We start from the raw sequence: 12,984 nt of genomic DNA on the forward strand, positions 1-12,984 counted from the left end.
GCTCCCGCGCAAAAGCAATTTGCGCGAGCGCATCCCCGCCTCACGTGTCGTGACGACCGCGATACTCCCCTCCGCAGGCGAGGCGGGATGAGGGACCATATACTTGATTTGGACTTCTAATAAACAGAGATATTTCCGCCGCACCACCGCTCTTCCGAACTCGCCCGGCATGTCGATTCTCGCCCTCTTAACCGACGGGAAAAATGCCATCGCGCAAATCGCGGTGAAATGACGAGCGCGGCCAATTCGCGACACGCTTGACCGGGTCGTGCTTCACAGAATCAACGTAGCAATACTCAACGTGGCGAGCGGCGATCCGCTCAACGACCAGGGTCAACGGTCGGTCACGCGCTCGAGCATGATCTATTACCGGTGTAGCTCAAATTCTCTCGCTTTAGTGAGGCCGGCATCGGATGGTTTCGCTGCGGGAAAACCGAGGGAGGAGAAAGAAGTGCCGTACGCCGATGTCAACGGCCAGCGACTCTATTACGAGGACACGGGCGGATTCGGTTCGGCGATCGTCTTCTCGCATGGTCTACTGCTTGACAGCACGATATTCGCTCCACAGGTCGCGGCGCTTCGGGACAGTTACCGCTGCATCGTCTGGGACGAGCGTGGGCATGGAAAGAGCGCGACGGACACCGAGCCGGGCTACTCCTACAACGACTCAGCAAAAGATCTTTCGGGTCTGCTTTCGTTTCTCGACATCGACAGCGCGATTCTCGTCGGCACATCCAAGGGCGCCTTTCTGGGCATGAGTTGCGCCCTGGCGCACCCCCAGCGTGTCCGCGCCCTCGTTCTGATCGGAACGCAGGCGGCGCCGAGGGAGCCGGCGACGCTCGCGGGCTATCGCCAGCTGGTTGGCAAATGGATCAGGGGGCACCTCCCTGACACAGTGGCCACGACGATGGAGCACATCATTCTCGGCCCGAACTGGCCCGGCGCAACCGCGTGGAAGGAAAAGTGGCGCGCTATAACGGCCTCAAATCTTTTGAGCGCCATCGACGCTCTCGCTCGGCAAGACGATATCAGCGAGAAGATATCCTCAATCAACGCTCCCACACTGGTCATTCATGGCGATGCCGATACCGCAATTCCGCTCGCAAAGGCGCAAGCGATGAAGGAAGCAATTCCCAATGCGGAAATGGTCGTCGTTGCGGGTGGCCACGCGGTTAGCTTGACAAACCCCGACCCGGTGAATGCGGTCATGGCTGATTTCTTTGCGCGGCATCATCTCATCGCGCGGGAAGAGCACCGATGAACGGGCGGTTGCGCGCGTAACGCAGTTGAGCGCGATACTCGGTGAACCCGGCATCGGGTCGCCGGCGCGGAGGCATTTCAGCGGAAGTTTCGGGTCACTTGACGATCGGCGCCAGTGACACCGCGACAGCTGACCGACGATGCGCCAGGGCGAGGCGAACCCCGTCGATCCGGTCAATGAGCAGTCACGCGATGGAGTACCCTCTGTTGCCAGTGTAGCCCAAATGCTCTCGCTTTCGTCAGGCCGGCGTCGGATTGTCGATGCGGCAAAAACAGAGGTGCAGGAGAAGGAAGTGCCCTACGCCGACGTCAGCGGCCAGCGACTCTATTACGAGGATACGGGCGGGTCCGGCTCAACCATCGTTTTTTCGCATGCTATGCTGCTCGACCGCACTATGTTCGCGCCACAAGTCGCGGCGTTTCGGGATAGATTCCGCTGCATCGTGTGGGACGAGCGTGGGCATGGGAAGACCGCAGCGGACACCGAGCCAGGCTATTCCTACAGCGACTCCGCAAGGGATCTTTCCGGTCTGCTTTCGCTTCTCAATATCGACAGCGCTATTCTCGTTGGCGCATCCAAGGGCGCCCGTCTGGGCATGATGTGCGCCCTGGCGCACCCCGAGCGCGTCCGTGCCCTCGTTTTGATTGGATCGCATGCGGGGGTGCCCGATCCGGGGACAGTCGCGGGCTACCGCGAACTGCTTGGCCGATGGATCAGGGGGCGCCTTCCTGACACAGTGGCCACGAAGATGGAGCACATCGTATTCGGTCCGGACTGGCCGGGTGCACTCGCGTGGAAGGAAAAGTGGCGCGCCATGACAATCTCAAACCTTTTGAGTGCCGTCGACGCCAGCGTGCGCCGAGACGATCTCCGCGACAAGATATCTTCAATCGAGGTCCCCACACTGGTCATCCATGGCGACGCCGATGCCACAGTTCCGCTGATCGAGGCGCAAGCCGTGAAGGAAGCAATTCCCAATGCGGAATTGGTCGTCGTTGCGGGTGGGCACGCGGTTAACATGACAAACCCGGACCCGGTCAACGCGGCGCTACGTGATTTCTTTGCGCGACATCGTCTCGACTCTCGTCCCTCGAACCCCTGAGGTAGATGAGTGCGGCCGCTCTAGCGGAGCTCCTGTATATGGCCGGTGCTGTCGACGATAACGGACACCTCCTGCCCATTCTTGACGGCTTTGAACGACTTGATTTTCCCGGATGGCGCCTGGCGGATTTGCGAATAGCCTGCTGACTCCAGCCTGGCTACAATCTCTTCCTGCGTGAGGGCCCGGGCAGACGAGAAAACGCCGGCGATTGCCAGAGAACACAGAAGTGTCGGCAAGATCGCTTGCAGCTGCATGATCTGGTCTCCTTGGCAAGACAAACAGGAGCGCTTCTCGAAATACTAGAGCATTTCCGGTTCTGATTGAATCAGCACCGAAGCTCTAGATTCTTGTTTTGACGCGTTTTCTTCACGCGAACCGGTGTCCACTTCGCTCGAAAACGCTTTAGACACAATTGGATGCGGGTCAAATATCAGCTACCATAAGGTCGATTTGCCACCAGCAAGGTCGCGCCATGCTGAAACACTTGCTCTTTGATGCGATTGGCCACATTTCCGGTCTTAGCGAAGCGCAACTTGAGCAAATCGAGCGGTCGTTACCGGCGACCAGGGCGCTGATTGATCTTCTCCATAAGGCGCATCCGATCATCGAACATGCGCAGGCGCTCTACATCGAAGCGGAGCCGCTGATCGATCAGGTCCGCAAGGAATGGGAAACGGTTGGCCCCGCCGCGCAGATCCTGATGGATATGATCTCGCATCACCTCGACAAGGGGCACTCCCCGGCAGAGGCCACCGAGGCGGTTCGCGCCGCACTTAGCGGGTCGATCAAGAGCGTCGCACAAGACCGCGGGACGGGGCCGGGTGTAAACCGCGTGACCGTCTTTGGGGGGACCGGCTTTGTTGGCCGTCGGCTGGTGCGCCATTTGAGCGACGCCGGCGCTACGGTGCGCGTGGCCTCACGGCATCCCGTGGGAGGTGAGAGCGGTAACGCCGAACAGATCGTCGCCGATGCACATGACGAGAGTTCTGTCGCGGCCGCTGTTGCGGGCGCCGACGGCGTCGTCAACGCGATCAGCCTGTACGTAGAGCATGGAGGCGACACATTTCATTCGGTGCATCTCGAAGCAGCCGCGAGGATCGCCAGAGTGGCGCGGCAGGCCGGGGTCAAACGGTTTGTCCACGTGTCGGGAATAGGCGCCGACGCGGCTTCGCCTTCGCCCTATATTCGCAGCCGCGGTGAGGGGGAGGCTGCGGTGCAAGCCGCATTCCCTGGCGCAGTCGTTGTGCGCCCGGCGGTGATGTTCGCGCGCGACGACGCCTTCCTCACGACACTGCTTCGGCTGCTTCGAACCTTGCCGGCCTATCCTCTGTTCGGCGACGGCCGGACGAGACTTCAGCCGGTGCATGTGGACGATGTCGCCGCGGCGATCGCACAAATCCTGCGGCAAACGCAAAAGCCGTCCCCGATCTACGAACTGGCCGGTCCGCGCATCTATTCATATGAAGAGCTTTTGCGAGGCATTGCGCGGACCGCAGGATTGCGGCCGGTGCTGGTGCGGATGCCCTTCGCCTTCTGGGATGCCGTCGCCGGCCTCGCCGAGTTCCTGCCGCGCGCGCCGCTCACACGCAATCAGGTCGAGCTGATGCAGATCGACACGACGGCGTCCGATGGCCGGCCGGGATTTGCCCTGCTCGGAATTTCGCCGCGATCGCTGGAAACTGAACTCCAAGCGATGCTTGAAAACTCAAACGAGGAAACGCAAAACGCGAGCGGGGCCCGTGACGGCGCGGTAGGCAGATAGCGCGTCGCGATCCACCGCTTGCAGCTTTGCTCGAGGCAGAGATCGGCTGGCGGTAGCTGCCTGGTGACGCCAAACTCGATCGCGATGAGGCCGCGAGTTACTTTCCAAGCATGTGATAGCTGAGTTCGCCGGGATCGGTGAGGTCGGGCGCCTTCCAGCCGTCAAGGTCGTATTCGGCCATGCACGCCTCGGCGAAGCCCTTGAAGCGGTCGGCATTTCCCGACGCCTCCGCGCCGAACAGGCAGTAGCGGCGGACCTCCTCGCTCGAGCCGCCGTAGTTGATCTCGTAGAGCTCGTGGCGTCCGCCGAATTCGCTGCCGAGACAATCCCACAGCAGCTTGAGCAGTTTGACGCGCTCCTTGGCCCCGTAGCCGTTAGAGCCGCGCAAGTATCGGTCGAGATAGGGGCGGATCTCTCCGCTTTTGAAATCTCTGGCGTGACTGTTGAGGTAGATCAGGCCAGAGGCAACCGTCTGCTCGATCAGGTATTTCACCTTTGTGTAAGCCATCGTGGCAATGATGTGGTAGGCATTGCCGGGATCGATGCTGGGTAGCACATAGTCACCGATCCACGGTTTGGGATTGCGCACCATCGCATCCGACAGGCTCCAGAACAGGTTTCGCCAGGCGATGACCTCGCCCACATTCGCCTGGACGCCGCGGTAGTCCTTGGTACCGGCGGCCTCGACTGCCTTCAACAGAAGCCCGCTGATGAAGTCGAGCTTGACGGCAAGGCGCGTGCAACCGTGCAGCAGGGCACGTGGCAAAAAGCCGGTACGCGGGAAGAAATTGTTCGCCTTCTCGATGTCGCGATAGACGAACACGTTCTCCCAGGGCACCAGCACCTTGTCGAGGATGAATACGGCATCATTTTCGTCTAGCCGGCTCGAGATCGGATAGTCGAACGGACTCCCCATCACGCTCGCTGTCATCTCGTAGGAGGTGCGGCAGATCAGCTTCACGCCGGGCGCATTGGTCGGCACCACGAACACGACTGCGAAGCTCTTGTCCTGGAGCGGAAGCAGGCCGTGATGGGCGACGAAAGTGTAGTTGGTCAGCACCGATCCGGTCGCGACGACCTTGGCACCTGATACGATGAGGCCGGCATCGGTCTCCTTCTCGACATGGCAGCAGATATCGGCGACTTCGTTCGGCGGACGGTCGCGATCGACAGGCGGATGGATGATGGCGTGGCCGACGAAGGGGACCCGCTCCTGGCTGAACTTGTACCAGCGCCTGGCGTTGTCCTGGTAAGGTGCATAGAAGTCCGCGTTCGCTCCCAGCGCCGCGAGGAATGCGGCCTTATAGTCCGGTGCGCGGCCCATCCAGCCATAGGTGATCCTCGCCCATTCGGCGATCGCGTCGCGACCCGCGATCAGCTCGTCCATGGTCTTTGGCGCCTTGAAGAAGGCGTGAGTCATGCCGCCATTGCCGGCCTCGATCGGCAGCAGGAGCTTGCCCTTGCGCTTGTCATCATGCAGCGCGTCGTAGAGGCGGGCGACCATGCGCGCGGTGTTGCGGAAGGCCGGATGTCGGGTGACGTCCTTGACCCGCTCGCCATAGATGTAAACGGCGCGATCGTCGCGCAACGAATCCAGGTATTCCGCCCCGGTTTGCGGGTGCGAGACTTCGGAATTACCGGTGCGCTCCGGCAGAATTGACGATGCCACGTTTTCCTGTGCCTTGTGCGGGTCCGCGACCAATCAGCCGAGAATGGAGTCAACGCGTCGTGCTAGGACGGATCGACGGTCGATTCCCAGAATCCTTCGACATGGAACGCTTCGTTGGCGCCGGGCCAGGGTGGCATAGTGACGCCGATGGCTTCGGCCGGTTCATCACCATTATTTCTGAACTGAAATTGGGTGCCCGTCGGGATCCTGATCGACACGCCCGGGATGACCTCCACGACCTCTTCATGTCGACCATTACGACGCCACATACGACCCTTGCCGCTCAAGAAGAACCAGATCTCCTCGATCGTCTTGTGAGCGACCGCGCGCGAAGCTTTGCGTGGGCTCGATGCAAAGTGGGCCATGCTGCCTCGGGTCATCTGCAGCAGCAACCGAACGTCGGATCCATCGGGTGCCTTCGCGTCGGGCCGCGTGCCAAGGCTCTTGGTCCTGAACGTTTCCTGGTTCATTGCCACCTCATCCATGGTATCGCAGCCCGAGGCGATGATCGCCCGCAGCTATGGCGCGGCACGGTCGCGCAAGCCAATGAACTCTCAATAAACTTATCGTGGGCGCACGCGCGCTGCACGACATTGGCTGCGGAGAATGTTACGCGTGAAGCCGGCGAGCCAACCATCCAGATGCGCCGGCTCGCGGCGGCATCACGAAATAGGGATTCGGATTGCCCGGGCTCAATCGGCGCCTATCTCGGCTAGGTCGGAAGAGGTGGGAAGATGGAAAGTTCCGCGCTTGTGGTTGGGGCGAGCGGCATCGTCGGCAGCAATCTTGGCCGATACCTCCGCGAACGGGGGTGGAAGGTGTACGGGCTGGCACGCAGGCCGCCGACCGATATCCCCGGCTTGTTGCCGATCACAGCTGATCTATTGGATGTTGAGCTGCTCCGTTCGTCGCTGCGCGATCTGCGTCCGACCCATGTCTTCTTCAGCACTTGGCTGAGGCAGCAGACCGAGGCAGAGAATATCCGTGTCAACTCCGCGATGGTGCGCAATCTGCTGGATGCGTTGTCGCCTGCCGGCTCGGTCAGACACGTCGCGCTCGTCACCGGCCTGAAGCACTATCTCGGGCCGTTCGAGGCCTATGCCCGAGGCGCAGCGATCGCTACGCCTTTTCGGGAAGAGCAGCCCCGGCTCGATATCGACAATTTCTATTACGCGCAGGAGGACGAGCTGTTCGCTGGGGCGAAACGCGACGGCTTTTCCTGGAGCGTCCACCGGCCGCATACGATCATAGGCTTCGCTCTCGGCAATGCCATGAACATGGGTACCACGCTCGCAGCCTATGCCAGCATTTGCCGCGAGACCGGACGCCCGTTTCTGTTTCCGGGCTCCGCGACCCAGTGGAATGCGCTGACCGATATGACGGACGCCAGACTGCTGGCCAGACATCTGGTATGGGCGGCCACGACGGACGCTGCCCGTAACCAGCCTTTCAACGTCGTCAATGGCGACGTGTTTCGATGGAAGTGGATGTGGGGGCGCTTGGCTGATTGGTTTGGGCTGCAGCCGGCCGCGTTTCCGGGCGAGGGCGCTCCGCTTGAGCGGCAGATGAGCGATGCCGGTCCGATTTGGGCCGAGATCGCGCGCAAACATCATCTGGCCGAACCGGACCTCAGCCGGGTGGCGTCGATGTGGCACACCGACGCGGATCTCGGTCGCCCGATCGAGGTTGTCACCGACATGAGCAAGAGCCGTCGGCTGGGCTTCCTGGATTACCAGGCGACGGATGAAAGCTTCTTCGACCTGTTCACGACGCTGCGTGGCATGCGAGTCATTCCGTGAGCGAGGCGGCTGGCCCTCGCAGCGTCTCGCGCTCGGCCGACATATCCGCAGTCTGAAATCGTGGGGGCGGCTTATCTTGGACGACAATGGCCGAAATCCCGAAACTCCATCAGGAAGGCTACGACAGGCTGACGATTGGATTGCATTGGGCGACGGCAGTTATGGTTGCAATCCAGTTTGTCATTGGCAAGACCGCGCCTCTTCTGCCTCGCGGTGCGTTGCGCGTCGATATCTGGTCCATACACGTGGTGCAGGGTTTTGTCCTTTCCGCGGTGGTGCTGGCCGGCGTGTTCTGGAGGAGGATGCATCGTAGAACCGCTCCAACGGAGCGCGGGGTCTTCCGAGCACTGGCGACCGCAACGCATCACATGTTGGAGGCGCTGCTGATCATGATCGTTGCGCTGGGCATTCTCGACGTGTTCGCACATGCGTTTCCGCTCTTCAATGTCGTCAGCTTCCCAAGGCTCGGCGACGACCAGTTCATGCGCCATGTCAACGCATGGCACGAAGTGGCCGCGAATATCCTGATCGTGGTCGCGCTCGGCCATGCCGGTGCGGCTCTGCTTCATCATTACGTGCTCAGAGACAACATCCTCACCAGGATGTGGCCTGGTCCGGGCGAAAGAGAGTCTGGGCACAATTCCACATCCTGAGATGATGTCGGGCGGTATCGCGTGTTCCTTACATCTGCAATCGTTTTGCTCCGGATTTGAAATCGCGCAGTCATGCGACCTGATCAGTGTTGGAATCGACCAGTCCATAGGAGATTCCAATGACGACTCTTCCGGTCGAAGTGTTGATGCAGCGCGCGCGATCCCGCGGTGAAAGCACGGCCTTCATCTTTCAAGACGATGTGTGGACATATCGGCGGCTCGCCGAGGAATCCGAACGTGTCGCGCGCGGCCTTGCGGCCAGCGGCGTCAAGGTGGGCGACCGCGTCGTGCTGCATATGATGAACCGGCCCGAGATGCTCGTGGCCTACTATGCCTGTTTCTGGCTGGGTGCGATTGCGGCGCCGTTCCGTACCGCGTTCAAGTTCGCCGAGCTCCTGCCCATGCTTCAGCGGCTCCAGCCTGCGCTCTATATTGGCGAGACCTTGCTCTATCCCAATGTTGCCGCGGTCGACACCACGCTCCTTCCTCGAGAGAAGCGCATCGTCCTCGATGAAAACGGTGGTACGTACGGTGTGCGATCGTGGGAAGCGCTGAAACAGTCCGCACATGGGGATTTGCCGATCCCTGCGTCAAATGAGCCCGCAGTGCTGATCAATACCTCCGGCAGTACTGGCCAGCCGAAATTCGTCATGCATACGCAGGATACGCTTGCGGCAATGTCGGGCATCCTCGGCGGGAGTTTCGGCTTTTCAGCGGATGACGTCATCGCTTCGCCATTGCAGTTGGCACATGGCAGTGGCCTTTATCTGTCGCTGAGCTACGTGCAGACCGGGGCCCCCTTCATCATGCTCCAGACCGCGGACCCCGATATTGTGCTTGATGGTATCGAGCGCCACCGCTGCACTTGGCTGGTCGGTTTTCCTTATCAATACGCGGGATTGCTTGAGGCACAGCAGGCAAGGCCGCGCGACGTGTCGTCGCTGCGACTTTGTCTGACCGGAGCTGACGTCTGTCCGGTCGATCTGCAGAAGCGGGTCACGGTGGCCTTGGGCGCGCCGCTTCGCAACGTTTGGGCGGCAACCGAGGTCGCAGGCCAGCTGGCCTTCGGACTGCAACCCGGACCCGTGGCTCGCGTTGCCAAGGACGCGCAAATTCGGCTGGTGGACGGGAATGGTGACGATGTTGCGGATGGCGAGATGGGTGAGCTCCTGATCCGCGGCGAGAATGTTTTCATCGGCTACTGGAACGATCCGGCGGCGACAGCGCAAAGCCTGAAGAACGGTTGGTACTGCACCGGCGACCTGATGCGGCGCGGGGAGGGAGATGAACTGTGGTTCGTGTCGCGCAAGAAGGACATCATCATTCGCGGCGGGACCAATATCTCGCCCACCGAAATCGAGGATGCCGTGGTTGCCAGCCATCCGGCGGTCGAGGCGGCGGGCGTGGTTGGCAAGCCTGATCCGGTGCTCGGCCAGCGCGTGTTCGCCTTTGTCAAGCTGACGGCTGGCGCGAAGAAAAGCGTCGTCGCCGAGATTCTTCAGAACGTCGCCGGACGCCTTGCAGCCTTCAAGGTGCCCGAAGGCCTAAGGGTCATCGATGCGTTGCCGCGCAACGCGATGGGCAAGGTCGATCGCAGGGCATTGGAGAGAATGATTGCCGAGGACGACGGCGCTGGCTCTCCGTCTGAAGCCGCGCCCTCGCGCGCGGGCGGCGAACGCCGCGCGCGCCGGGTCGCGAGGCGGTAACTCCGCAGGAGAGACGTCATTCCGGGGCACGCAGAAAGCGCGAACCCGGAAATCTCGTGCCGCGACCGCCAGACACTCACGACTGCGTCTGGCTCTGCCACTGTCCCGGCCGTCCGCGAATGCGCCGGGCGGAGGCCAAACCACGGCGTGGCGCGGGCAAGCTACTTCAATAAACCCAGATCTTTATAGACTTGGCTCGCAGCCGGATGGAGCGGCACGGGAAAATTGCTGCCGGTCATCTCTTCGACGGTTAAGCCCGCGAGTGCCGGATGCCTGGTCTTCAAGTCGTTGCTCCGCGCAATGAGTGCCTGAGCGAACGCGGCGACGGCCTTTGCATTCTCGTTCGCCGAGGTCATCACGACGGCGTCGGTACCAATCGTTGGCGTGTCGGCGGCTAGCCCATAGAGTTTCCCTGGTATCGATGCCTTTATGAGGTAGGGAGCGCCCGAAACGAGAGCATCGATCTCGGGCCCGCTCACCTCAACAAAACTCGTCGCACATGCGGCGAACTGCCTCCCCACCGTTGCGGAGGGATGGCCAATGACCCATAAATTCGCGTCGATCTCGCCGGTACAAAGGGCGTGCGACGCCGCATCGGCGGGCAAGTCGCTGATTTGCGCCTTCTGCCTATCCGTCCAACCAAGCGCTGCTTCGATGGTGCCCCAGGTCGCGAATGCGCCGCCGCCGACGCGACCAACATTGATGCGCCGGCCTACGAGGTCGCCGATCCCGCGAATACCGGAATCCGCTCGCACCAGGATGGTGACCAGTTCGGGGTAGAGGACCATCACCGAACGCAGTTGATCGAACGGCTTGTCGGTGTAGGCTCCCTCCCCATTGTAGGCGGCATAGGCGACGTCCGACTGGATGATGCCGAATTCAAGGTCTCCGCTACGAATTGCCTCCAGGTTGTAAACAGAGCCTGGAGTTCCCTCGGCCGAACAGCGCACGCCATATTTATTCGTGTCCCGGTCGATAATCTCACAGATGGCCTCGCCGACGGGATAGTAGACGCCATTCAATTCTCCGGTGCCGAGCGACACGGTTGTCGCCTTGGTGGCGACGTCCTCCCATTTCATTTCCAGATCGTAGACCGATTGAAACGCATCGGGACCAACGCTGACCGCGCCCTGCAGCGGATGATCCATCGCATAGATGAGGAACATCATGACACCGAGAAAAATTGCGGTAATGCCGCCGAAAAGGATCTGTGGCAGCAGATCCATATGAAGCATCCACAGAAACACGATCGTGACCAGGGCGCCGATCAGGAGGACATACCAAAGGACATCCGGAATTGATGAGAATACCGCGCCTTCCCGCTGCTCCCGGGCAACATTCATGGTGTTGAAATAGCGCAGCATCTCGCGATGAATCTCTGCTTGAGACGCAGTTTTCGGTTCGAACGCGAACAGCTTCTGTCGGATCGCCTGCAATCGATGATCGCCGCCGACGAGGACGCGCACCTGGCGGTGCGCCGGCCAGTCCTTCTCGATGACATAGTGGGTATAGTCACGCAGTTGCGCGCGCAGTTCGCTTCGCAGCGGTTCCGGGTACGCATCGGTGCTGCGGTACATTGTCGCCAGACTCGAGGCTTCCATGGAGATGTGATCCTGCAGGTCTTTCGTGATCTGAAAGGTCGCAACGACCAGCAGGCCAAGCAGCACCGCGTAGATGACCCCGTAGTTTGCGGCGACGAAAATCACCACATCGTTGGCCTGCCTTTTGCCATGAACCGCCTTGCGCATATGAGGATGAATAAGCGCAATGCCGACAAGGGTGATCACAAAAAAGAGCCCGCAAAAGACGAGAGCGAGCTCAGCGGCTGTCAGGCTGTTCAACCAAGCGAGAAGCCATCGCCTCATGGTTCGGCCTCACGGTTATTCGCGCGACATTGTCGCGGGCGCGTGCGCTTGTCGCCGCTCTACGCGGGCTCGATAACTGCCGGCCGCCGGGCTGGGGCTTGAAATGCACCCGTCGCGCTTGATCTGAACCGCCACCAGACTCAGGCCCAACGTCCATCATACGCCGGTCGGATGCCGGGAGCGACATTCGCGTCGCTTTCTCGTGACGGCGCAACCTCTACGACAGGTCAGTATTGGTGTCCTTTTGACGGCCACCGAGAGCAGTGTCAGCTTTGCCTTTCTTCTGCATAATGAAAGATCAGATGCCGTTCGTGTCTTCAAGCATTGGCGGCGGCATCCACCATAATCATCGTTCGGCGCCCGGCCCACGCAAGTGTTGGCTGACAACAGTAGGTGGCATCATGACAACAGCGAAGCAGAACCTGCAGTCCCTGCGCGAGGAGTTCGGCGCGCTCACGGCAGAGGTGACAAGGCTGATGGAAACGTCGGATCAGTACGGATCTGATGAATTGAAGAGCCGACTCGGCCAGATTCGTACGAAATTCGAGAGCGCAGTTTCTGACGCCAGCGGTAGCCATGACGCCATCCATGAATTCAGCGAGAATATCGCCGATGCCGTCGAGCATTCGCTGCGCGAGCGACCAATTGCGACGCTTGCGCTTGCCGTTGGGCTTGGCTTCCTTGTTGGCGCTGCCTTGCACAGATAGCTGTCGGAATGATCAAAATGCCGAGTATATTGACAGGAAGGCTCGATCGCACCTTCAAACACTTCATGTGGGAAGCGATTGCGGGTGTCGCGGGCGCCATAGCGTTGTTCTTCTTCAATTTGGCCGCATATGCGCTGATCAGTGAGAGGTACAACGCGATTGTCGCCTCGCTGGTTCTTGGCGGCGCCTATCTGGTCGTGGCGCTGGCGGCACTGATCTGGTTACGGCTCTTGCGACGAAAAGAAGCAGAGCAGGATGCTAGAGCAGGTGCCACAAGTGCTGCGCAATTGCTGCAGGATCCGATGATTGTCTCCACTGGTCTTGAGATCCTGAGAACGCTTGGTTCCCGTAAAGCAGCGCCCCTCGCGCTGTTGTTGGCAGGTGGCTTGATTGCCGTGTCCAAATTCTCTCAATCATCGAAGTCGTCTCGATCAGGTTCCAGAGCCCGCAGCTAACGCGC

Annotated in this window: 12 protein-coding genes; 8 read left to right on the forward strand and 4 right to left on the reverse strand. The window is 60.5% G+C overall.

Annotation, left to right across the window (positions count from 1 at the left end):
* Positions 1–301: 301 nt before the first annotated feature.
* Both A3AI_RS0130875 and A3AI_RS0130880 read left to right on the forward strand, forming a co-directional pair.
* Complete coding sequence (locus A3AI_RS0130875; protein WP_198030247.1) at positions 302–1,261, forward strand: alpha/beta fold hydrolase; 960 nt, start codon at positions 302–304, stop codon at positions 1,259–1,261.
* Positions 1,262–1,553: 292 nt separating this feature from the next.
* Positions 1,554–2,363 carry an alpha/beta fold hydrolase gene (locus A3AI_RS0130880; RefSeq protein ID WP_024519287.1) on the forward strand — a complete coding sequence of 270 codons (810 nt, stop codon included), beginning with the start codon at positions 1,554–1,556 and terminating at the stop codon, positions 2,361–2,363.
* Positions 2,364–2,383: 20 nt separating this feature from the next.
* On the opposite strand, the gene A3AI_RS0130885 is transcribed toward A3AI_RS0130880, so the two are convergent.
* Positions 2,384–2,617, reverse strand: a complete 234-nt coding sequence (locus A3AI_RS0130885; protein WP_024519288.1) for a hypothetical protein — start codon at positions 2,615–2,617, stop codon at positions 2,384–2,386.
* A gap of 218 nt (positions 2,618–2,835) precedes the next feature.
* On the opposite strand from A3AI_RS0130885, the gene A3AI_RS43705 reads away from it, so the two are divergent.
* Entirely contained in the window at positions 2,836–4,125 is a 1,290-nt protein-coding gene (locus tag A3AI_RS43705; protein WP_024519289.1) for a complex I NDUFA9 subunit family protein, read from the forward strand.
* Positions 4,126–4,222: 97 nt separating this feature from the next.
* Here A3AI_RS43705 and A3AI_RS0130895 read toward each other — a convergent pair whose 3' ends face one another.
* The gene (locus A3AI_RS0130895; protein ID WP_051382543.1) at positions 4,223–5,794 is read right to left on the reverse strand and encodes a 4-hydroxyphenylacetate 3-hydroxylase N-terminal domain-containing protein; all 1,572 of its coding nucleotides are present in this window, start codon (positions 5,792–5,794) and stop codon (positions 4,223–4,225) included.
* 62 nt (positions 5,795–5,856) lie between these two features.
* Positions 5,857–6,264: a cupin domain-containing protein gene (locus A3AI_RS0130900; RefSeq protein WP_036050140.1), complete on the reverse strand. Its 408-nt coding sequence runs from the start codon at positions 6,262–6,264 to the stop codon at positions 5,857–5,859.
* A gap of 264 nt (positions 6,265–6,528) precedes the next feature.
* On the opposite strand from A3AI_RS0130900, the gene A3AI_RS0130905 reads away from it, so the two are divergent.
* The 3 genes from A3AI_RS0130905 to A3AI_RS0130915 all read left to right on the forward strand — a co-directional run bounded on the left by A3AI_RS0130905 (position 6,529) and on the right by A3AI_RS0130915 (position 9,952).
* On the forward strand, positions 6,529–7,593 hold the full coding sequence (locus A3AI_RS0130905) for an SDR family oxidoreductase (RefSeq protein WP_024519292.1): 1,065 nt from the start codon (positions 6,529–6,531) through the stop codon (positions 7,591–7,593).
* Between the two features lie 86 nt (positions 7,594–7,679).
* Positions 7,680–8,246, forward strand: a complete 567-nt coding sequence (locus A3AI_RS0130910; RefSeq protein WP_024519293.1) for a cytochrome b — start codon at positions 7,680–7,682, stop codon at positions 8,244–8,246.
* A gap of 119 nt (positions 8,247–8,365) precedes the next feature.
* Positions 8,366–9,952 (forward strand): class I adenylate-forming enzyme family protein, encoded by a 1,587-nt coding sequence (locus tag A3AI_RS0130915; RefSeq protein WP_024519294.1) that lies wholly within the window; start codon positions 8,366–8,368, stop codon positions 9,950–9,952.
* Between the two features lie 161 nt (positions 9,953–10,113).
* Here A3AI_RS0130915 and A3AI_RS46545 read toward each other — a convergent pair whose 3' ends face one another.
* Positions 10,114–11,793, reverse strand: a complete 1,680-nt coding sequence (locus A3AI_RS46545; protein ID WP_024519295.1) for a TAXI family TRAP transporter solute-binding subunit — start codon at positions 11,791–11,793, stop codon at positions 10,114–10,116.
* Between the two features lie 326 nt (positions 11,794–12,119).
* Here A3AI_RS46545 and A3AI_RS0130925 point away from each other — a divergent pair, with 326 nt between their 5' ends.
* Positions 12,120–12,524 carry an ElaB/YgaM/YqjD family protein gene (locus A3AI_RS0130925; protein WP_036050121.1) on the forward strand — a complete coding sequence of 135 codons (405 nt, stop codon included), beginning with the start codon at positions 12,120–12,122 and terminating at the stop codon, positions 12,522–12,524.
* 8 nt (positions 12,525–12,532) lie between these two features.
* The gene (locus A3AI_RS0130930) at positions 12,533–12,979 is read left to right on the forward strand and encodes a hypothetical protein (protein ID WP_024519297.1); all 447 of its coding nucleotides are present in this window, start codon (positions 12,533–12,535) and stop codon (positions 12,977–12,979) included.
* The last annotated feature ends 5 nt before the right edge of the window (positions 12,980–12,984 follow it).

Source organism: Bradyrhizobium sp. Tv2a-2, from assembly GCF_000472425.1.
In the GTDB taxonomy this organism is placed as follows: Bacteria; Pseudomonadota; Alphaproteobacteria; order Rhizobiales; family Xanthobacteraceae; genus Bradyrhizobium.